Here is a 17,806-nt window from a genome sequence, read left to right on the forward strand (position 1 = left end):
CGTACCTCGGCTGCGGGCTCAGTCCGCCGTATCGAGCAGGAATACGGCCACCGCCAGGTGGACGAGGCACTCGTCCGGATGGTGGTGCCGGTGCGCGTAGCGCAGTTCGAACGCCCGCGTTCGCGTCAGCTCCAGCAGCTGCACCTGGCACATGTGCTCGGCCAGCGGGCTGTCGGCCCCTATAAAACTGTTGGTGGTCAATGCAATTCGCCGCCTGAATTCCGCCACACCCGCCGTGGCGGAAACTCCGTCCCGTCTCCCTCCAGTCCCTGTTCCGGTGGCAACCGCAGCCGCCCATCCCGTACCGCCGTCACCAGCTCGTTGAACGACTCAATGCACCAGCCGAGTTCGGCCGCATCCCGCTCGCTGTGCTTCGGATCGTCCTGCCGCAGGGCATACAGCACGTACTTCCAGACCAACCACGACACCCACTGCCCGTACGTCGATGGGCTGAGCGGCGCATCTGCCTGGTACACAACGACTTTGGTATGTCCACCCGCCTCACGGTCGATGTGAACCGTCCTGGACTGGTTGGAGACTCCCGATTTAGCAAGGGAGACTGTCAGTCATGGGTGCACCACGGAAGTTCGACGAGGAGACTCGTGCGCGAGCGGTGAGGATGTACCAGGACCGGATCCGTGAGCACGGTGAGTCGATGGCGGCCGCGCGCCGGCATGTGGGCGCGTTGCTGGATATCAAGCCGGCGACGTTGCGGAACTGGGTCGAGAAGGCCGAGCAACCGGCTGCTGCTCCGGCTCCGGTGACCGTGTCGGAGTCCGAGGAGTTGAAGGTGCTGCGCCGCGAGGTGGCCGAATTGCGAAGGGCCAACGATATTTTGCGGACTGCGAGTGCGTTTTTCGCGGCGGCGGAGGTCGACCGCCGACTGCGGTGATCGTCGACTACATCGACGCTCACCGGGACCGGTTCGGGGTCGACCCGATCTGCCGCGTGCTCACCGAGCACGGGGTCAAGATCGCCCCGTCCACCTACTACGCCGCGCGCAAACGCGGCATCAGCGCTGCGGTCTGGTCCGACGCGCATGCGGCCAGCGTGTTGTTCGACCTGTGGACGGCCAACCGGCGCGTCTATGGGGTGCGCAAGCTCTGGCACGCGGCCTGCCGCGCCGGTCACGATCTCGGCCGCGACCAGGTTGCGCGCCTGATGCGGCTGGCCGGTCTCGACGGCATCGTGCGTGGGCGGCGCACGACAGTCACCACCGAACGAGACCGCGACCAGCCTGCACGGTATCCGGATTTGATCGGGCGGGCCTGGTCGCAACCGGCACGGCCGGATCAGTGGTGGGTCGCCGATTTCACCTACTGCTGGACGGTTTCCGGGTTCTGCTACACCGCGTTCTGTGTCGACGTGTACTCACGCCGCATCCTCGGATGGCGGGTGATGACCAGTAAGACAACACCTTTGGTGACATCGGTGCTCGAACAGGCATTATTCACCCGTCGCAGAACTGATTTCCGTTTCACTGCAACAGGTTTGGTGCATCACTCCGACGCCGGTAGTCAATACACATCGCTGGCTTTCACCGAAACACTGCGTGACTCCGAGATCGCCGGATCCATTGGCAGCGTTGGGGATGCCCTCGATAATGCCCTGATGGAATCGGCGATCGGGCTCTACAAGACCGAGCTGATCGACCGGCATCCGGCCTTCACCGGCCGGGCCGAACTCGAACGGGAAACGGCCTCCTGGGTGCACTGGTACAACACCCAGCGCCTCCACTCGTCGATCGGCTACCTGCCGCCGGTCGAATACGAACACCTCTACCATCAACAGAGCATCTCAGCCGAGGTGGCCTGAACCCGAGTCTCCACCGGATCCAGGACGGTTCACCGGCGCCAGATGGGTTTCCTGCTCGGTCAGGGCAATGGTGTGGTGCATGGCCAGGCTGTGCATGGTGGGACCTCGGTTCGTCAGGGGATCGAAGGTGCGCCCGGCACCGAGGATTCGTGATCACCGATCTGCCTGCCTCTCCGGCCAACCGGCGTGCGCCTGCCGAGGGGTAGGCGCGCCCTGGTGCCGAGCGCGGTCCCGACCGTAAGGCGGGCTTTAGGCCGTTTACCGGCGCATATAACCGAAACCTCTGAAATATGCGGAAAACCGTATAAAGTGCCGGAAAGGGCCAAACCCTTTGCCTGGCAACGTGTCCCGAGCGGCCAGACGATCTTGCAAATGCACGTTCACTTGAAGAGCAGGGACAACCGCATGCACATGACAACTGGCGAGGTCATCCGCCGGATCCGGAAATCCCTCGGGATGACGCAAGCCGAATTGGGCACGATCCTCGGGTACACCCAGCCGGTCATTTCGCAGCTCGAACACGATGGAGCCGCCATCCATGATGTGCGGGTGCTGCGCCGCATTGCCAAGGCACTTCGCGTTCCGCTTGCCATACTGGTGGTGGAGTCGGACGAGGAGGCGGACGTGAATCGTCGCAATTTCCTACGAGCCAGCGCCCTCGGGGTCGGAACTGCTACGGCGGCAGGAACCGCGGGACACGCAGCTGCAGCAACTTCAGCAACCGGAAGCGTTCATGTCGGGGCCACCGAGGTTGCCGAGATCACCGCCAGTACCAACCAAATTCATGAACTCGATCTGCTCGTCGGTGGTGACCGGCTGTGCCGCCTGGCCGCCAACGAAGTGCGCTACGTCGAGCAGCTGCTCGACAGTGGCAGCTACACCGAAGCGGCTGGGCAGGCACTCACCAGCGCCGCCGCTGAAATGATGACCGCGGCGGGGTGGGTGCACTTCGATGCGGGCCATTTGGATCGGGCCCGGCGTTACTACGCCGAAGCCGCCCAAACGGCGGCGGCTGCGAACGATGGGATCGCCGCGTCGCATGCCCTGCTCAACGCCAGCATGCAGAGCTTTCAGGGCGGCTTCGGCCCATCCAAGCCTTCTAAAGAGGCACGTCCAATGGATGGCGTCAACCTCGCTGAGGCCGCGCAAAATGCTGCTCGTCGTGATGGCGGCCCGAGGCTGCGCGCCGTGGGCGCGATCTACGAGGCGGGCGCCCACAGCGCGACAGGCGATAGCAGTGCGATGGTGAATGCCATCAGCCGGGCGCACCGCGCCTACGAATCGGGGCGCGGTCATGACCCGGACTGGGTGTATCTGCCACCGGCGGCTTTGGCTGGCATGACCGGATGGTCATACATGCGGATCGGCGACCACCGTGCGGCGACGGCTTACCTGCGAGAGGCGGTCGACGGCACGGCTGCCTGGCCACGGGAGAACGTCGGCTGGCGTATCAAGCTGGCGGAGAACGATATTCAGGGGGGCGAGATCGCTGCGGGCTGCCAACTCTTGATCGACCACTTCGAACAGATCTCCAGCATGACGTCGACACGGCTGCAATCCACCATCGACAGCATCGTGCAGGACGTGCGGCCGCACCGGGCGGTGCCCGAAGTGCGCGAGTTCCTGGAGCTGGTGGCCAGCACCTGATAACTGGTGACGGGCGGTCACGGTCCACCAGTGGGTCGTGACCGTCGCTGTTCCAGCGCTTTGGCGATCAGGGTGCGGGCAGTCTCGCCGAAGACCGCTCTGCGCGCGATGGTGTCGAACACCTCGGCGTATTGCGCGATTTCTCGCGGCTGGGTGATAGTCAGCTCCGCCGTAATCGCTTCCACCAGAACCATGCGGTTGTCGTAGATGACGAAATTGGTTGTGGCCATTGTCAGTTCGGCGTCAGCAGGCACGATACCCACCAGGACGCGGGGCAGGCCGATCACGGCGATGAGCCGGTCCAGTTGCCCGGCCATGACGTCGTCGCCGCCGACGGTGGTGTGCAGCGCCTGCTCCCCCATGATGATCCGGAACTGTCGCTTGCCGTGGTAAAGGACCTGTTGCCGTTCAAGCCGTTTGGCGACGCCTTGCTCCAGGTCATCCGGAATATGGAAGAAGTCGATGCTCTTGCGCAGAACGGCCGCGGCGTAGTCCGCTGTCTGGAGGATGCCCGGCACCATGATCGGCTGGTAGATGCGCATCAGCTTCGTCTGCTGCGCCAGCTTGACGGTTTCGTTCTGGACGCGCTTGGTGCCGGTATTGAGGATGCGCCGCCATTCCAGGTAGGCGGCCTCGATGTGGTGCAGGGTCGCTGCCAGATCCGGCAGCTGGTCGAGGGTGCCGGTGTGGGTGCAATAGGCCCGCAGATCGGCGTCGGACGGCTTGATTTTGCCGTATTCGATCTTCGACACCTTGGACTCGTGCCAGCCGGCCAGGCTGGCGAGCTGGCGACCGTTCAGCCCGGCCGCCCGCCGGATCTCCCTGAGCCGCAGGCCGAGTGCTTCACGTGCTTGTTGAACCGAGTCCGTCACTGACCGGCGTGCGTGGCGGCGTTCGCGGCGTAGTCGGTGTACGGGGTCGCCAGCTCCCACAGGCGCTGCTTCACGCTGCGGCAGTGGCCGACGAGCTGCGGATCGGTGGTGACGGCCAGCCCGGCTGGCTTGCCATTCGTGTCGACCAGGTTGAAGGCGAGCAGCTCGTCGTCGAACAGCCACCAGTCGTCGGGCGGCACTTCGCCCGCCAGGTGCCGCGGGACGTACCGGATGTCTTCACCGGCTTCGACGGACGGTGCCGTCGCCACCAGCACCCAACGGTGGTAGTCGCTGTGCGGCACGCTCACAACCCGAACCCGTCGTACCGCAACACCTTTCGCGATGACATCGCGCATCAGGGTCAGCCACGGCTGTTGGAAGGTCACGTAGTCGTCGGGCTCGCCGTCGAGGAACCGCCTGAAGTGTTCAGATTCAGCGGGCACGGCGTAGGCGTCCCTGACCTCCAGGTGGAACGCCTCGCCAGTGCACCGCTGAAACAGGTCGATCCACTCGTCACCGGGCAGCAGCTGCACCGAAGAACGTCCTCTCTAGCGCCGGTACTTCGATCGCCATCTCGTCCTCGGCCAGCTCCAACCGGCCGAGCGTTTCCGGATCGGCGATCACCCGACCCGACAGTGTGAAGGTACCCGGCCGGTGTCAGTGAGCACCGCACCGACATAGCTACCCTGCTCGATGAACCCGAGAAGAACGTGCGGAATTTCGACGGTGTCGGGTTCGTCGGTCTGCCAGCCCTGGATCACGAACGTCTCATGATCGGTGGCGTAGACGGTCGGGCAGTCCTTGTTGAGCGAACCGGCTTTGCCCAGAAATGTCAGGTCATCCATGGTGGAGCCCCCTGTCCAGATGGTGTGTCACCGCTGGCACGCGGTAGGCCGATGCTATCTCCAGCTTGCTCGCTCGCCGAAGTTTTGGCCGAATCCGAGCAAGACCGTGCAAGACGCTGGCTTCCCGGAGCCGAGCCGTCTTAGCGTCGACAGGCAGTAGTTCGGCGTCAGGTGAAAGCCCGCTCGGGACAGCGCAATTGGCTTGCTTGTCCCTGGCGCCGAGCTGCCCCATCACGGAGCGAGGGGAGCGTATGTCGCTGAGCCAGTATCTCGTCCGGGTGCATTGTTGCGGCAGCCGGTGGCTGATCGAAGTGCCGGCAGTAGGACGATGGACGACGGCCGACGACAAGAAGGCCATCGCCGACACCGCCAGGGCCATGATCGCCGGCGTCACCGAGGCGTCCACCGACGCATTCCGCATCGACCTGGCCGAGGGCCGGGTGCTCGGCAGCACCGACGAATTCGCCGCCGGTGCCGCCAGGATGCAGCGGTGGCACATGGCCGCGGTTGCGAGTTGATCGTTCTTCCGCAGACGGCCGTGCCGAGCGAGTGCTTTAGACCCTAGAACTGCTTGTGGGCGAAGGGAAGGATAGTCAGACAGCGCGGATCGGGGTCAGCGCGTGGTATACGGGGGATCGCTGGTAAGGCAGTGGTCACGATGAGATAGTTGAGAGTGCCATGGAATTTTCCACCTACCAGCAGGCGGCGCACGAGACGAGTCAGCTTCCTGCAGGCGGGCCGCGGGCGGCGCTTCAGCCGATGCTGGGATTGGCCTTTGAGACCGGTTCGATTCTCAATGTCTATATGAGATATCTCCGCGACGGTATTGATATGGCCTCGAACCTGGAGATTTTACGCGAAGAGATCGGTGACCTTCTCTGGTACGCGGCAGAAATCGCGACGGCGAGTAATCTGGATTTGGACGAGATCGCGGTCACGAATCTTAGCCGCATACGGGATAGGTACCCCAGCCCCGCGCAGCCGGTTGATCTGACGAGCCTTCCGATCTACGACGCCGATAGCCCCGAAACTGAGCGTTTCCCCCGCACGATGGTGTTCGAGTTTATCGAGCGTACATCGCCAAGTGGGTCGGTTGTGGCAGCTATGGAACTCGTTAGCGCCGAACCCAACGCGTTCAAGGACGGGCCAGTGAGTCTGCCGAACGGCAAAACGGCAGGCTATGCCGTCGGGAAGCAGCTCGGCGATCCGCTGACAGACAACTCTCGTCATTCGGACGGCTACCGCTACCACGATGCCATTCATTTCGGGTTTATGGCGGTGTTCGGATGGTCGCCGAACTCGCGGGCGCTGCTGCGTATCAAGCGAAAATCTGATCCAGTGAAAGATGAGTGCGAGGACGGCGCGCGGGCCATCTTCGCTGAGGAGGGGCTGGCGGCCGTGTTGTCGAAACTGGCCAAGCGGCGACTCGGGTTTCTGCATGAGATGAGTGTTGACGGCGAAGTTGTCGAGGCAGCGAGAGCTGCTGCCGCTGACCTCGAGGTCGCCGATGCGCCAGCCTGGCTGTGGCGGCGGGCAATCGCAAATGGATTCCGCGCCTACCATCAACTGATAGAAAATAAAGGTGGGTACCTGATCGCCGACTTGGATCAGCGGACGCTGACCTACAAGAAAGTCCACTAGTCGAGAGCGGAATGAGAGGTTCTTGGCCGAGGTAGCCGATAGTGCGTCGATAAAGGGCGCTATTATGCGCCTTCATGCTGCAAAGAATGCCGCGTACCGGGATGCCTGGAAGAAGCGCGGTGAAGTAATCGGCGTCATGGCGAACCTTGCCCGAAAGGTCGACCGCCTGGAGTACGTATCGGTTGACGCGATTGCCACAGCGGACGAATCGATGGCCGATACAGCCATCGATCTTCTCGTCTACTCGGTCAAATATCTGACATTCCTCGCCGATCGGGATACGTCGATAGCCGAGCACCTATACGGCGATACCGAAGTATCACCGCCATACAGCGATGGAACTGCCGGGTTCGACAGTCTGGTCACCCGCATCCAATTTTCGACGGACGGCCCACTCCCATCCTCACTCCCGGCAGCCGTTCAGGGAGTGGCGGCCACGTTTAACCAGCTTGAGCAATGCTTCGTTCCCGGTCGGCCTACGCCGATCGAGCGACGATTTCGCCTGGGGCAGCAGCTGGTGCGTGACGCGGTGAAGCTGGTTGGGATGTTGGTCCGTCACGCGCCCGAACAGCTCGTCCTCGCGTTTCATCCCTACGATCAGGGCAGGTACCAGTGAATACACCCGATTACGACAAGCTACTGGAAGACGTGGAGCACCACATTATGGGAGGTGCGCGGTCGATCGGCATCATCGGAGCCACACGTACGACAGCGCGCCTGATCGAATCCCTGACGCCGTCCGGGCTCATCGCCACTGTGGAGGCTGCCTACACAGCCGAACCGTGTCTCCTGTCGCTCACGGTGCCGGTTCGGACATTCGAAGCACTGGCGAAGGCCGAGCACGACGTCTTGGTCGTCGCCGCCGATGAGGAAAAGGAGGACCTGCTCCTTGCCGCGCTCCCGTTCGTCACCAATGCGCCGAAGGTAATCGTCGCGGGCTACGAGCACCTGGGGTTCCGTGATCCCGTGTTCCGCGAGGAACTGATGCAGGTGCTGGCGCCGAGTCTGGCGAACGGGTACCCCAACAGCCTGATCCATCTGTATCAGTGCCTGCTCAACGCCCATCGGCTCGGGGTCGACGGCATCGTTGCCGAGTTCGGGATGTACAAGGGCGGCACGACGATGTTCCTGTCGCGAGTGATCGAGCGGCTGGGCCGACCGTGGCCGGTGTTCGGCTTCGACACCTTCGGCGGCTTCCCGCCACGTCGCAGTGCCCTGGACATGTACGACCACCCGGACTGCGTCTTCACCGATTTGCCTGGCGTTGAGCGCTACCTGGCTGGGCGAAATATCCGCATCTTGCCGGGCGACATCGTAGAAACGGCGCCGCGGCTCGCGGCACACGACGTCATCCTGAGCTTCATCGACACCGACAACTACAGCTCAGCCAAGGCCGCGCTCGAAGTCGTCCAAGACCGTACTGTGGTCGGTGGTGCCATCGTGTTCGATCACTTCACCGGCGTGGACCGCTTTCGTTACACTCTCGGCGAACGTATCGCAGGCCGCCCGCTCCTCGATGATCCGCGATACTTTCACCTCCACGGCACAGGCGTATTCTATCGGCAGCGGTAATTATTGTAGAATGGACACAGGATGAAACGGCCGCCAACTCCCCGAAAGGGGATCTACGAATACTATTGGCACTTCGCCTCCGAGCGTCAGCGCGCGTTCGAACGTCGCGTGAGTGGCATGCAGTGGCCGTGGACCGATGACACTATCTTGCAAGAATTCAAATTCTGCAACGTCTTTCGGGCAGCCGATCGGGTGAGTCAGTACATGATCCGGGAGGTCTGTTATCACGCCGAACCGTGCTCGCCGGAAGATAGACTCTTCCAGATTACAGCCTTTCGCACATTCAGCAAGATCGAAACCTGGCGCTCCGTGCGCGACATACTCGGCCACTACCCAACACTTGACGATCTCGCGAGTGGCGCATTCACCAAGGCGCTGGATGAAAGCAAGCAACGTAACGGCGGCCTCTATACGGGTGCGTTCATTCTTTGTGCTACCGATGCTTACGGCCAGGGGCTGAAACATCTCAATCACGTCGAACTATTTCGGCACATGTTCCTGATCGACGGGCTCGGCGATGAACTCCTCAAAGCCCAGTCATTACGAGAAGTCTACGACCTGCTACACCGGTATCCACTCATGGGCGACTTCATGTCGTACCAAACCTCGATCGACCTGAACTACTCGGATCTGATCAACTTCTCCGAAAATGAATTCACCCAGGCCGGGCCAGGCGCTCTGCGCGGGATCAAGAAATGTTTCGAAGATCTAGGCGACTACACCCCGACCAATGTCATTCTGTGGATGGTCGAGCACCAACAGCAGGAACTGAAACGTCTCGGACTGCCTTTCGATGGCTTGTGGGGCCGACCGCTTCATGCTATTGACTGCCAGGGCCTGTTCTGCGAAACCGACAAGTACTGCCGCCAGGCCGCGCCCGAAATCGCCAGTGCCCGCAAGCGCATCAAAGCTAAATTCTCCGCGACGCCCGAACCGATCCAACTGTTCTTCCCGCCGAAATGGGGAATCAATGAAAAGCTCCCGACCAGCGGCGTATTCGGTGATGCGGTAGTAACCACTTCGGAGCAGACAGCTCTGTTCTAAGCCCAACCGGACACGCCACGGCTCCGAATACCTGACGGCCGGACCGAAGAAGTTCCGCCGTGCAGGGCAACCAGCCTGCTGGCGTCGGGTACCCCTTCGCGCCGGACTCCAGCAGGCTGGCTCCGGATACTGCCGGCTGTTTCACGCCGGGCGGAATCCTGGCGTCACGGTCAACTAGCTCGCCTTGTTGTACGCCTCCACGACATCTGCCGAGATGCGGCCGCGGCTGGACACGTCGTAGCCGTTCTTCCGAGCCCAATCCCGGATCGCGCCAGTCTGCTCCTTGTCGGCTGCGGTGCGACCACCAATCTTGCTCTTGCCCCTCGGGATTCGACCGACCTTGCGGGCGGGACCAGTCCACTGCTCGAACGCCTCACGCAGCTTGCCCGCGTTCTTCATCGACAGGTCGATCTCGTATTCCACGCCGTCGACTCCGAAGCGCACTGTCTCCTCAGCCTTGGATTTACCGTCGTAGTCGTCGATCAGCTCGACGGTGACCTTCTTCGCCATGCGTATCGCCCCTCGTTTCAGAAATGCTGGAGCGGTCAGTTTAGAACGCCGCCCGACCAGGTGCTCGACCGGCACGCGGGAACGCCTGCGGCTTTCCGCGTGCGCCGAGGAATCCGGAGCGGATAATCCCTACCGCTCGCCCGCTGCTTCGGCTTCGACGTGTCGGCCTGCCGCGGCGAGGATGGCTTGAAAGTCTTTGCCTAGTGCGTTCGTGAGGTGCTGCAGATCAGCGACAAGGTCGACCAGGGCAGTATCAATTTCCTGGGTATCGCCAACCCGCTTAGCGTAGTGCAGCAGGGTATCTGCCGCCCACAGGGTGCGAGTGTCAATGTCCGCCCCAAGGTCGTCGTCGGTGATGTGGCGCTGATCGAGGTTGATATCCCGGAGGTGTTGTTCCAGTTCTGGAACAGTCTTTGCCTCAATGGGTGTTGCTTTGTGGTTCGATGCTGCTGGGGGCATACATGTGATCTCCGTTTACTGTCCGAATTATATAACTACCTCTGTTGAACATCAATAGGGAATGTAGATAATACGTCACACAAGCGTCGTGGCGACGAAACTACATCTCTTTCTTCGCGGATCCTGTTGATGACAACCGCGAAGAGAGTTAAGACTGAAACATAGGGAAGGTGCACAGCACCCGCCAAAGAGGCACTTGTGTCCCCTCCCTAACATCAAGCGCAAGAAGGTAAAGGTTGACCGGATTATCTAATCCGGTCAAAATAGGATCGAATGGAAGACGAATATCCCAAATACGAACTCCTCGCAAAACACCTCGATCCACAGTTCGGCAATATCTACCGATACAACGTCGGCAATGGCGGCGACGTTGGCTTTGACATTCAAGAGTGGACACCAGAACTACGCGAGGTCATCAAGAACTACCTACTGCACCACTGCCCGGGCGCCGTGCTCGACCAATTGTTCCTCGACGATGCCGGGCGGTCGATCGAACCGAGTCAACGACTTGCCGCGGTCGAGGGCCTCATTGCCGGTTTGGAGCCGTGGGAGATTGCCTTCGATGTCCGCCGCGCTGCCGTCTCGGCCGTCCCCACGCTCCATGATCTGATCGGTCATCTTGAGGAATGGCCGAGCGAGGACGATCGCCTCGACGCCGAAACCTGGCTTGAAGCTCATAGCGATAACGTTGACTGGCAGGCGCTCGCCAGAGTGACCAACCACTTCGAACTGCTCCCGGTCACCATGCTCTCCGGCGCTACCCGCCAACCGTATGCTGACGATCTTGTCCGCAGGCTGACGCCAGCCGAACTGCTGTTCGCGTGGGTGAGGTTCCCCCGCTTTCACGGAGAGCTCTGACGTGGTCCGATAGGGGCCGGAAGGAGTTCATCAGTGGCAGCATCGAAGAAGTATCCGGACGAGTTGAGGGCTCGGGCGGTCAGGTTGTATCGGGATGCGGATCCCAAGCCGACGATCCGGAAGCTGGCCGCGCAGCTGGGGGTGCATCACGAGGCTCTGCGGAACTGGATCCGCCAGGCCGAAGCGGACGCCGGCGAGCGTAGCGATCGGCCGACGACCGACATGGCCGAAGAGAACAAGCAACTACGCAAGCGGGTCGCTGAACTCGAACGCGTGAACGCCGTATTGCGTGATGCGAGTGCGTATTTCGCGTCGGAGCCCGGCCAGACCCGGAGGTGATCGTGCGGTTCGTGAAAGATCACCCGCAGCACTCGGTCGAGCTCGTATTGCGGGTGCTGGGCATCGCGTCGTCGACGTTCTATGGATGGCTGGCCCAGGCCAAGAACCCCTCGCGGCGGCGGCTGGCCGACGAACAATTGCTGGCTGAGATCGTCGATATCCACACCAGCTCCGGCGGCACCTACGGATCGCCGCGAGTGCACGCGATGCTGCGCCGCCGCGGTATCGCGGTCGGCCGCAAACGAGTCGAGCGGCTGATGCGGCGGGCGGGGCTGCAGGGCGCGTTCCTGCGTAAGAAATGGCGTATTCCCTCGACGCGGCAGGACCGCCGCGCCACGCCGGCACCGGATCTGGTCAACCGTGACTTCACCGCGGACACCCCGGACCGGTTGTGGGTGGCGGATGCGACGCGGATCCCGACCGGCGAGGGCGTGTTCTGGCTGGCGGCGGTCCGGGACGCGTTCTCCAACCGGATCGTGGGCTGGAAATGCTCCGACCGCTGCGACACCGAGCTGGTACTCGGGGCCCTGGAATACGCGGTGTGGGTGCGGGATGTGCGTGACGGACAACTGGTCCATCATTCCGATCGCGGCTCGACCTACACAGCCATTCGGTTCGCAAACAGGTTGGCCGACAACGGAATAGCCCAGTCGATGGGGTCGGTCGGAGACAGTTACGACAATGCGCTCATGGAGAACTTCTTCTCCACACTGAAGACCGAGCTGGTGTACCGGAACTCCTGGCGCACAAGGGAAGACGCGGAGAACGCCTTGTTCTCCTACATCGACGGCTGGTACAACACCCAGCGCATCCAGAAGAAGCTGGATTGGCGATCACCCGACGAGTACGAAGCCAGCTACCATCAACGGGTTCTGGCCGGAACCAGATAATCCGCTCTCCGGCTCGGCGGGGGAACCTCACCTTATCTCCCGGTAACCGGCGGGGGCAACAATACACACTCAGGGGTGTATAGTTCGCCGAGCCGATATAGATACACTGGAATCATTAGCGCTTTAGATACATAGACCCACAGAAGGAGTCGGGTTATCCGCGAACACGACCCGACTCCCCCTGTGTAGCTGTGCGTGATCTCCTTAGCCGACCAAGCTCCGGATCACGTGCAGCAGCCACCCCGCCAGTTCGGCGAGAGCCCTTCTTGCCGTGCTGGCGGGGTTCTCCCACAGCTTCGGCAGGGTCCGAACCGTGACATCAACGATCGTCACGACGGTTCGGAACACCAGAAACAGCTTCCACCACCGGCTGGCACCATCCCGAACGTGCCGGGATGGATCTGACGGGTCTGCCATTACCTTCCTTTCGACTCACACAGTTGAGCCGCCACCGGAGCGGCGGCTGTAGCCACGCAGTTCGCGGCTACGCTCATGGACGCCAAACAGGCGGACGCACAGTGCAAGTCGAAGGATCGGCATGGCCAATCCGGTCAGACGGCATGAGTTTACGCATACCACCCTTGGGCCGTGTCAAGCGTCTCGACGCGAACCGGCGCGGCGGACGGATAAATGAGCTGGCGAGGGCAGACGACGTCATTATCGCCAATAGAGAATGCCCGCTCGGTGACGAGCGGGTTTGTTACCTTTGGTCCGCCCACCGATACCTCCGCAGCCGACACAGGCCCGTTTTCAGGCCCCGTCGGGCCGCGTGTCGGCCGTTCGCCCGACAACCGGCAACCGTGCCCGTTGTCGGTTACACAACGCGAAAACCGCTGCCACAGCGGTTGCTTCACGTGGCGCACTGTCGGCGTAACCGCCCGTCCGATCGTTCGTCCCAGCGCCCGACGCGCCGCCCGATAAGCGGATTGAGCCTGATGCCTCGCCGTTCTTAACTGAGATCGGCTCCACCCGAGCCAGCGGCCTCAGCAGGGCGACCCGCCCGACATACCCGTCGGTTGGGTCGCCCGTGACGGGCCGCATCGTCGGTGTCCTGCGGCCGAACCCGTAAGCGCAGCAAGCGTTTACCGGCCGCTCGCACCGAGGAGGACGCGATGCCCGAACCGTCGAGCAAGGAAATCACCCTTGCCATACGGATTGACACCGCCCGGCACGCCCAGCTCACCTGGATTGCCGAACTGCGCGGCAGCAGTCTGAAAGCCGAGTGCTTCCACGCTGTCGATGCCTACATCGAAGCCGCCAAGAACGATCCCGACCTGATGGCACGGGCCAACGCCGCCCGCGCCGCCATCGAGGAAGAGGCCCGCGCCCGGCAAGCGGCGATCGACAATCTGTTCACTGCGGCGCCGCCACCACCGCCCGACGACGATGACGAACACCCGGTCATCGAGACATCGGAAACGGCCGACAAAGCCGAGGGGGCCGAAGGCGAACCACCGCAGGGCAATCGCCGTGCGCGGGGGCGCCGCGGCGGACAACAGGCAGGAGGTGAGCAGACGGACAGCTGAGCCTGGCTCAGCGCCCGGTGCAAGAGGCCGGTGGGCAGCCGTTCGAGGAATGCGTGAGACCTCACCGCTGTCCACCGGCCAACACTCAAAGCTAACAAGAGGAGAAAGATCATGAGCGAGAAATACCCACATACACAACACAATTCAGGCGAGAACCCGCTCGACCAGCCCGTCGATGCGGCTCCGTCCACCGAGTCCGACGACCGCGAGCAGCAGCTCCGTTGGGACATCAGCGACGCGCTGCTCAAAGCCATTGACGACGCCGTCGTGCACCGAAGCGACCAACAGCCCGCGGCCACCGCCGAACTGGCGCTGGCACTCGTTCAGCTGACCCACTCGTTCGACCTGAACAGCGAGACAGGCAAGCACGCCCTCGCCACGCGGGCCAACTACATCAGCGACCAGTTGAATGGACTGGTTCGCCACTACGACGATCTGACCACCAGCGATCTGCAAGGTGGTGTGGAAGCGCTGGCGTTCATGCTGGTGAGCAACCAGCTCCCCACCGACAATGCCGAGTCATCGGAAGGAGGTGAGCATGAATGAGCGATTTCCAAACGCACTGGGCCACAATGAAATCGGTGTCGGAGAACAACTGCCAGCGGCCGAGGCCGACCAGGCCCATGAGCGGGAGCCGCAGCTCAACCCACGCATCTACGTCACTGCCGGCCTGCCCCTGCGGGCTGAACTCACCCGGGGCGCCTGGTTCGACATGGCCCGCGATCCGAATGCCGTTCGGGCCGACCTGTATGCCGTCTTCGGCGACCACAACGCCGTCGAACCCGAGGGACTCTACATCTGGAACTACGACGACTTCGCCGACTTCCAGGTGACCACCGGCGCGATCGGCCTGGAGGAGGCTCAGAGCATCGAACTGCTGTCGCAAGTTGCCCGCGGTATCGCTGAACACGGCCCAGCCTTCGCCGCCTGGGCCAGCGCCCACGAGGATGATCCGCGCCTGTTCGATCACTTCGCTACCGCCTACGAAGGCCACTACGACTCACTGGCTGCCTATGTGCGCGAACAATTTCGACCGGCTGACTACGACGAGATCCTGGACCGCACACTCCCCGCGGAAGTTCGGCCCTACGCCAGCATCGACTACGAGGCGATCGGCGAGGAATGGCAACGCGACATGGACATGGTGGTGTTCCCCGCCACGGGTGGCGGGGTGTGGATTTTCGATGAGAGGGCCTAACCTTCCCGCCACGTCCTACTCGCCGTGATCGATGCGCAGGGCCACCAGGCCAGGTTCTGCTCGACTCGACCGCAAGCCCACAAGCCGTCACGGCGGAGCCACAATAGGCCCACCCAGCCCAACCAATCGCCACATAGGCGACCAGCAAACTCTTGGATAGAGGCTAAAGTCCCAATTAAACACACAGCCTCTCCGTAACAATCGCAGGACCGGAAACGCTCATATTGGTACATGACCACGCAGTTGCGACCACGGATCCGCAAGGAGGAGGCTACATCCAGCATCGACTATCGACGGGACCGTATACCATTGATCTTTTGTTTCTTCATGAATTTTGGCATAATTTATTCATAGTTTAAAGTGAGGTAAAAGTGACTCAAATTCGTGACCATTCACACGGATCCCTCTCGGTACGAAAGCAGCAATCATGACCGCCCTCGAAGATATGCTCGGCGGATGGATTGGCCCCTCAACCTCAACGGAGCAGGACAAACAGGATCGAACGGAGAGGATGATCCGGGATGCCGTCAAAGAGCACCCCGCATTTGATTCGTGCGGCCTTACGGTCTACGCGAAGGGCTCCTACGCCAACAACACCAACGTCAGGGCCGACAGCGACGTGGACATCGCTGTGCAATGCAGCGATGTCATATATTGGGATGAAGCGACAGATGACGCGCATTCGGGAGGAAGCCCCTACACCGGCATCTGGACTCCAGCAAGGCTCCGTTCAGAGCTAAAGACCGCGCTCGAAGCGAAATTTCCTGACCAAGTAGACTCTTCTGGATCCACGGCTTTTCGAATTCACTCGAGCACCGCGCGAGTCGACGCAGACGTCGTCCCTTGTTTCGACTATCATTACTACTTCTCGCCGACACACTTCCGCGAAGGAGCCAAGGTATTCAAGAAGGACGGAGCATCACTTATAAACTATCCTCAGCAGCAGCTCGACAACGGTGTCGCGAAGAACACTCGCACAAACCGGCGATACAAGCAGGCCGTCCGCATCATGAAACGTGTCGAAAACAGAATGGTCGAAGACGACGTTCATCGAGAAGTGCCGTCGTTCTTTGTTGAGTGTCTTGTCTACAACTGCCCAGATAGCGTTTTACGTCGATCAACGTGGACTGAGGTTGTGCGGGGTGTCATCATACACATCTGGAATGAATTGGAGGGATCCGAACCGTCCGAAGAGCCAGAAAGGTGGCGAGAGGTCAACGAATGCAAGTATCTCTTCCACAGCGGCCAGGCGTGGACACGCCAAGACGGGCGTGATTTCGCAAAAGCGGCTTGGAATTACCTGGGATACAGCTCGTGAAGCACACCATCACTATCCGTGTCATCGTCGGAGTGGTGGTCTTGATAATCGTTGGGGCTACCTGGCTACAGGACGGACGGCCTGATCTCGCACTACTCAAGCTATTCTCTGCTGCCGTCCTTGCATGCGTGGCCGTACTCAATATTTGGGATTTTTGGCTTTGGCGAATCCCGCTAATTCAAAAAATACCGGGGGTGCCACGAAGCATACGAGGAACGTGGAAAGGCACCCTCACTTCCTTCTGGATTGACCCGACGACTGGCGCTAAACCTGACCCGAAGCCTGTCTACCTGGTAGTACGACAGACTGCCTCGCGTGTCATTGTGAAACTTCTGACTAACGAGTCACGATCCTCCTCGGCCATTGCCAGCGTGTCCGTGGTGGACGACTCCTGCATGCTCGCTTACTTGTACCTCAACAAACCTGATATGCGCGTTGAGCATCGCAGCCGCATTCACCACGGATCTACCGTATTAGATGTTTCAGGCAAGCCACCCCGAAGTTTGAAAGGACGCTATTGGACCGATCGGGATAGTAAGGGCGAGCTAGAGTTCGCCGAACATAGAAAAAAGTTGGCCGATAGCTTTGATGAAGCGGCAGAACTCTTTGCCGAATGATGACGGAGAGTTTAGCGGGCTGCATGGTCGCCCATACTACTGACGGGCTTAGTCAGTCATTTCGCACGCGAGCGATCACCGATGATCGACAGATGGCATTCAACGCCATCAATCGATTCTTACCCCAATAATCTATCAGGGGTTATTGAAAGGCTGAACCTTCAATACTTGATTTTCAAGGATGGTTTCCAACTCGTTTAGGGCGATAGGTGCCCTACTAATGAGCATAGGAGTGCAGACAGGAAGCCCTTGCAGATCTAGAGCAGCCTCCAATCCCGGCGTGCGTTGGAATGTCCTGAAGAATGGATCAATAACTATCCACAGCATCCTTTCATGAGATGACGGATCCTTCAGCGTCACATAGCGAACCATTCCATGTCTTTTGGAAATAGTTCCAACATACGATAGCTGATTCCCCGCAGGGTCGGTGTCGGATCCCGTTGTTCGGAGGAGAAGTCGGCCCGTGAGCAAAGAGTATTTTCACACGGTAATGCGCTTCGATAATCGTTCCGTCGCCGACCGTGCTTCGATGGTACGCCCAAAGGTTACCGAGAAACTTCTTCCTTGACGACTGGGTCGTATAGTTGATTAGGATGTATAACTGCCTGGCTACCAACGGAACGAGTCCAAGAGAAAAGCCCGTCATTACTTCTGG

General features: G+C 60.9%; 23 protein-coding genes and 1 other annotated feature. Of the genes, 15 read left to right on the top strand and 8 right to left on the bottom strand.

Annotation, left to right across the window (positions count from 1 at the left end; genetic code table 11):
* Positions 1–18 precede the first annotated feature (18 nt).
* Both NWFMUON74_RS27855 and NWFMUON74_RS27860 read right to left on the bottom strand, forming a co-directional pair.
* Positions 19–201: a hypothetical protein gene (locus NWFMUON74_RS27855; protein ID WP_232110636.1), complete on the bottom strand. Its 183-nt coding sequence runs from the start codon at positions 199–201 to the stop codon at positions 19–21.
* Positions 198–476: a hypothetical protein gene (locus NWFMUON74_RS27860; protein ID WP_187684717.1), complete on the bottom strand. Its 279-nt coding sequence runs from the start codon at positions 474–476 to the stop codon at positions 198–200. Before NWFMUON74_RS27860 ends, NWFMUON74_RS27855 begins: the two co-directional genes overlap by 4 nt.
* 92 nt (positions 477–568) lie before the next feature.
* Between NWFMUON74_RS27860 and NWFMUON74_RS27865 the strand changes: the two genes are divergently transcribed.
* Both NWFMUON74_RS27865 and NWFMUON74_RS27870 read left to right on the top strand, forming a co-directional pair.
* Positions 569–1,815, top strand: a protein-coding gene (locus NWFMUON74_RS27865) for an IS3 family transposase (RefSeq protein WP_425300524.1) whose coding sequence is annotated in 2 segments (ribosomal slippage) — positions 569–863 and positions 863–1,815 — 1,248 coding nt in all. Because the reading frame shifts where the segments join, the coding sequence is not laid out codon by codon here.
* Positions 850–981: a sequence feature (AL1L pseudoknot), on the top strand. (Overlaps the previous gene by 132 nt.)
* A gap of 405 nt (positions 1,816–2,220) precedes the next feature.
* Positions 2,221–3,462, top strand: coding sequence for a helix-turn-helix domain-containing protein (locus tag NWFMUON74_RS27870; protein WP_187684719.1), 1,242 nt, complete (start codon positions 2,221–2,223; stop codon positions 3,460–3,462).
* 17 nt (positions 3,463–3,479) lie between these two features.
* Here NWFMUON74_RS27870 and NWFMUON74_RS27875 read toward each other — a convergent pair whose 3' ends face one another.
* The 3 genes from NWFMUON74_RS27875 to NWFMUON74_RS27885 all read right to left on the bottom strand — a co-directional run bounded on the left by NWFMUON74_RS27875 (position 3,480) and on the right by NWFMUON74_RS27885 (position 5,179).
* Positions 3,480–4,334 (bottom strand): helix-turn-helix domain-containing protein, encoded by an 855-nt coding sequence (locus NWFMUON74_RS27875; RefSeq protein WP_187684720.1) that lies wholly within the window; start codon positions 4,332–4,334, stop codon positions 3,480–3,482.
* Positions 4,331–4,867 carry a DUF6879 family protein gene (locus NWFMUON74_RS27880; RefSeq protein WP_187684721.1) on the bottom strand — a complete coding sequence of 179 codons (537 nt, stop codon included), beginning with the start codon at positions 4,865–4,867 and terminating at the stop codon, positions 4,331–4,333. Before NWFMUON74_RS27880 ends, NWFMUON74_RS27875 begins: the two co-directional genes overlap by 4 nt.
* 87 nt (positions 4,868–4,954) lie before the next feature.
* Positions 4,955–5,179 carry a hypothetical protein gene (locus tag NWFMUON74_RS27885; protein ID WP_232110637.1) on the bottom strand — a complete coding sequence of 75 codons (225 nt, stop codon included), beginning with the start codon at positions 5,177–5,179 and terminating at the stop codon, positions 4,955–4,957.
* A gap of 251 nt (positions 5,180–5,430) precedes the next feature.
* Between NWFMUON74_RS27885 and NWFMUON74_RS27890 the strand changes: the two genes are divergently transcribed.
* The 5 genes from NWFMUON74_RS27890 (at position 5,431) to NWFMUON74_RS27910 (ending at position 9,436) form a co-directional block, all read left to right on the top strand.
* Positions 5,431–5,697: a hypothetical protein gene (locus NWFMUON74_RS27890; RefSeq protein ID WP_187684722.1), complete on the top strand. Its 267-nt coding sequence runs from the start codon at positions 5,431–5,433 to the stop codon at positions 5,695–5,697.
* Between the two features lie 160 nt (positions 5,698–5,857).
* Positions 5,858–6,820, top strand: coding sequence for a nucleoside triphosphate pyrophosphohydrolase family protein (locus NWFMUON74_RS27895; RefSeq protein WP_187684723.1), 963 nt, complete (start codon positions 5,858–5,860; stop codon positions 6,818–6,820).
* A gap of 22 nt (positions 6,821–6,842) precedes the next feature.
* Positions 6,843–7,436 (top strand): hypothetical protein, encoded by a 594-nt coding sequence (locus NWFMUON74_RS27900; protein WP_187684724.1) that lies wholly within the window; start codon positions 6,843–6,845, stop codon positions 7,434–7,436.
* The gene (locus NWFMUON74_RS27905) at positions 7,433–8,392 is read left to right on the top strand and encodes a TylF/MycF/NovP-related O-methyltransferase (protein WP_187684725.1); all 960 of its coding nucleotides are present in this window, start codon (positions 7,433–7,435) and stop codon (positions 8,390–8,392) included. The genes NWFMUON74_RS27900 and NWFMUON74_RS27905 overlap by 4 nt, the downstream gene beginning before the upstream one ends.
* Positions 8,393–8,413: 21 nt before the next feature.
* Positions 8,414–9,436, top strand: a complete 1,023-nt coding sequence (locus NWFMUON74_RS27910; RefSeq protein ID WP_187684726.1) for a nucleotide kinase domain-containing protein — start codon at positions 8,414–8,416, stop codon at positions 9,434–9,436.
* Positions 9,437–9,610: 174 nt separating this feature from the next.
* Here NWFMUON74_RS27910 and NWFMUON74_RS27915 read toward each other — a convergent pair whose 3' ends face one another.
* Complete coding sequence (locus NWFMUON74_RS27915; protein ID WP_187684727.1) at positions 9,611–9,946, bottom strand: histone-like nucleoid-structuring protein Lsr2; 336 nt, start codon at positions 9,944–9,946, stop codon at positions 9,611–9,613.
* 129 nt (positions 9,947–10,075) lie between these two features.
* Positions 10,076–10,405, bottom strand: coding sequence for a hypothetical protein (locus NWFMUON74_RS27920; RefSeq protein WP_187684728.1), 330 nt, complete (start codon positions 10,403–10,405; stop codon positions 10,076–10,078).
* A 273-nt stretch (positions 10,406–10,678) separates the two neighbouring features.
* Between NWFMUON74_RS27920 and NWFMUON74_RS27925 the strand changes: the two genes are divergently transcribed.
* Genes NWFMUON74_RS27925 through NWFMUON74_RS27935 form a run of 3 tightly spaced genes read left to right on the top strand, consistent with a single transcriptional unit; the run spans position 10,679 to position 12,492 of the window.
* The gene (locus tag NWFMUON74_RS27925) at positions 10,679–11,263 is read left to right on the top strand and encodes a hypothetical protein (protein ID WP_187684729.1); all 585 of its coding nucleotides are present in this window, start codon (positions 10,679–10,681) and stop codon (positions 11,261–11,263) included.
* A gap of 33 nt (positions 11,264–11,296) precedes the next feature.
* Positions 11,297–11,602, top strand: coding sequence for a transposase (locus NWFMUON74_RS27930; RefSeq protein WP_187684040.1), 306 nt, complete (start codon positions 11,297–11,299; stop codon positions 11,600–11,602).
* Between the two features lie 2 nt (positions 11,603–11,604).
* Positions 11,605–12,492, top strand: a complete 888-nt coding sequence (locus NWFMUON74_RS27935; protein ID WP_187684730.1) for an IS3 family transposase — start codon at positions 11,605–11,607, stop codon at positions 12,490–12,492.
* 204 nt (positions 12,493–12,696) lie between these two features.
* Here the strand turns inward: NWFMUON74_RS27935 and NWFMUON74_RS36640 are convergent, their stop codons facing one another.
* The gene (locus NWFMUON74_RS36640; RefSeq protein ID WP_269475295.1) at positions 12,697–12,825 is read right to left on the bottom strand and encodes a hypothetical protein; all 129 of its coding nucleotides are present in this window, start codon (positions 12,823–12,825) and stop codon (positions 12,697–12,699) included.
* 779 nt (positions 12,826–13,604) lie between these two features.
* On the opposite strand from NWFMUON74_RS36640, the gene NWFMUON74_RS27940 reads away from it, so the two are divergent.
* From NWFMUON74_RS27940 to NWFMUON74_RS27960, 5 genes are all read left to right on the top strand, one after another.
* Positions 13,605–14,018 (top strand): hypothetical protein, encoded by a 414-nt coding sequence (locus tag NWFMUON74_RS27940; RefSeq protein ID WP_187684731.1) that lies wholly within the window; start codon positions 13,605–13,607, stop codon positions 14,016–14,018.
* 111 nt (positions 14,019–14,129) lie between these two features.
* A complete protein-coding gene (locus tag NWFMUON74_RS27945) occupies positions 14,130–14,564 on the top strand; it encodes a hypothetical protein (protein WP_187684732.1) in 435 nt (144 codons plus the stop codon).
* The gene (locus NWFMUON74_RS27950; protein ID WP_187684733.1) at positions 14,557–15,216 is read left to right on the top strand and encodes an antirestriction protein ArdA; all 660 of its coding nucleotides are present in this window, start codon (positions 14,557–14,559) and stop codon (positions 15,214–15,216) included. Before NWFMUON74_RS27945 ends, NWFMUON74_RS27950 begins: the two co-directional genes overlap by 8 nt.
* Before the next feature lie 427 nt (positions 15,217–15,643).
* The gene (locus tag NWFMUON74_RS27955) at positions 15,644–16,534 is read left to right on the top strand and encodes a nucleotidyltransferase domain-containing protein (RefSeq protein WP_187684734.1); all 891 of its coding nucleotides are present in this window, start codon (positions 15,644–15,646) and stop codon (positions 16,532–16,534) included.
* Positions 16,531–17,151, top strand: coding sequence for a Cap15 family cyclic dinucleotide receptor domain-containing protein (locus tag NWFMUON74_RS27960; protein ID WP_187684735.1), 621 nt, complete (start codon positions 16,531–16,533; stop codon positions 17,149–17,151). Before NWFMUON74_RS27955 ends, NWFMUON74_RS27960 begins: the two co-directional genes overlap by 4 nt.
* Positions 17,152–17,806 lie beyond the last annotated feature (655 nt).

The sequence above is a fragment of the Nocardia wallacei genome (assembly GCF_014466955.1).
GTDB classification, from domain to species: domain Bacteria; phylum Actinomycetota; class Actinomycetes; order Mycobacteriales; family Mycobacteriaceae; genus Nocardia; species Nocardia wallacei.

Bases quoted from the DNA above. Each gene is read 5' to 3' on its own strand.
- NWFMUON74_RS27870 (WP_187684719.1), top strand. From the start codon at position 2,221: ATGCACATGACAACTGGCGAGGTCATCCGCCGGATCCGGAAATCCCTC.
- NWFMUON74_RS27885 (WP_232110637.1), bottom strand. From the start codon at position 5,179: ATGGATGACCTGACATTTCTGGGCAAAGCCGGTTCGCTCAACAAGGAC.
- NWFMUON74_RS27890 (WP_187684722.1), top strand. From the start codon at position 5,431: ATGTCGCTGAGCCAGTATCTCGTCCGGGTGCATTGTTGCGGCAGCCGG.
- NWFMUON74_RS27895 (WP_187684723.1), top strand. From the start codon at position 5,858: ATGGAATTTTCCACCTACCAGCAGGCGGCGCACGAGACGAGTCAGCTT.
- NWFMUON74_RS27910 (WP_187684726.1), top strand. From the start codon at position 8,414: ATGAAACGGCCGCCAACTCCCCGAAAGGGGATCTACGAATACTATTGG.
- NWFMUON74_RS27915 (WP_187684727.1), bottom strand. From the start codon at position 9,946: ATGGCGAAGAAGGTCACCGTCGAGCTGATCGACGACTACGACGGTAAA.
- NWFMUON74_RS27920 (WP_187684728.1), bottom strand. From the start codon at position 10,405: ATGCCCCCAGCAGCATCGAACCACAAAGCAACACCCATTGAGGCAAAG.
- NWFMUON74_RS27925 (WP_187684729.1), top strand. From the start codon at position 10,679: ATGGAAGACGAATATCCCAAATACGAACTCCTCGCAAAACACCTCGAT.
- NWFMUON74_RS27940 (WP_187684731.1), top strand. From the start codon at position 13,605: ATGCCCGAACCGTCGAGCAAGGAAATCACCCTTGCCATACGGATTGAC.
- NWFMUON74_RS27945 (WP_187684732.1), top strand. From the start codon at position 14,130: ATGAGCGAGAAATACCCACATACACAACACAATTCAGGCGAGAACCCG.
- NWFMUON74_RS27950 (WP_187684733.1), top strand. From the start codon at position 14,557: ATGAATGAGCGATTTCCAAACGCACTGGGCCACAATGAAATCGGTGTC.
- NWFMUON74_RS27955 (WP_187684734.1), top strand. From the start codon at position 15,644: ATGACCGCCCTCGAAGATATGCTCGGCGGATGGATTGGCCCCTCAACC.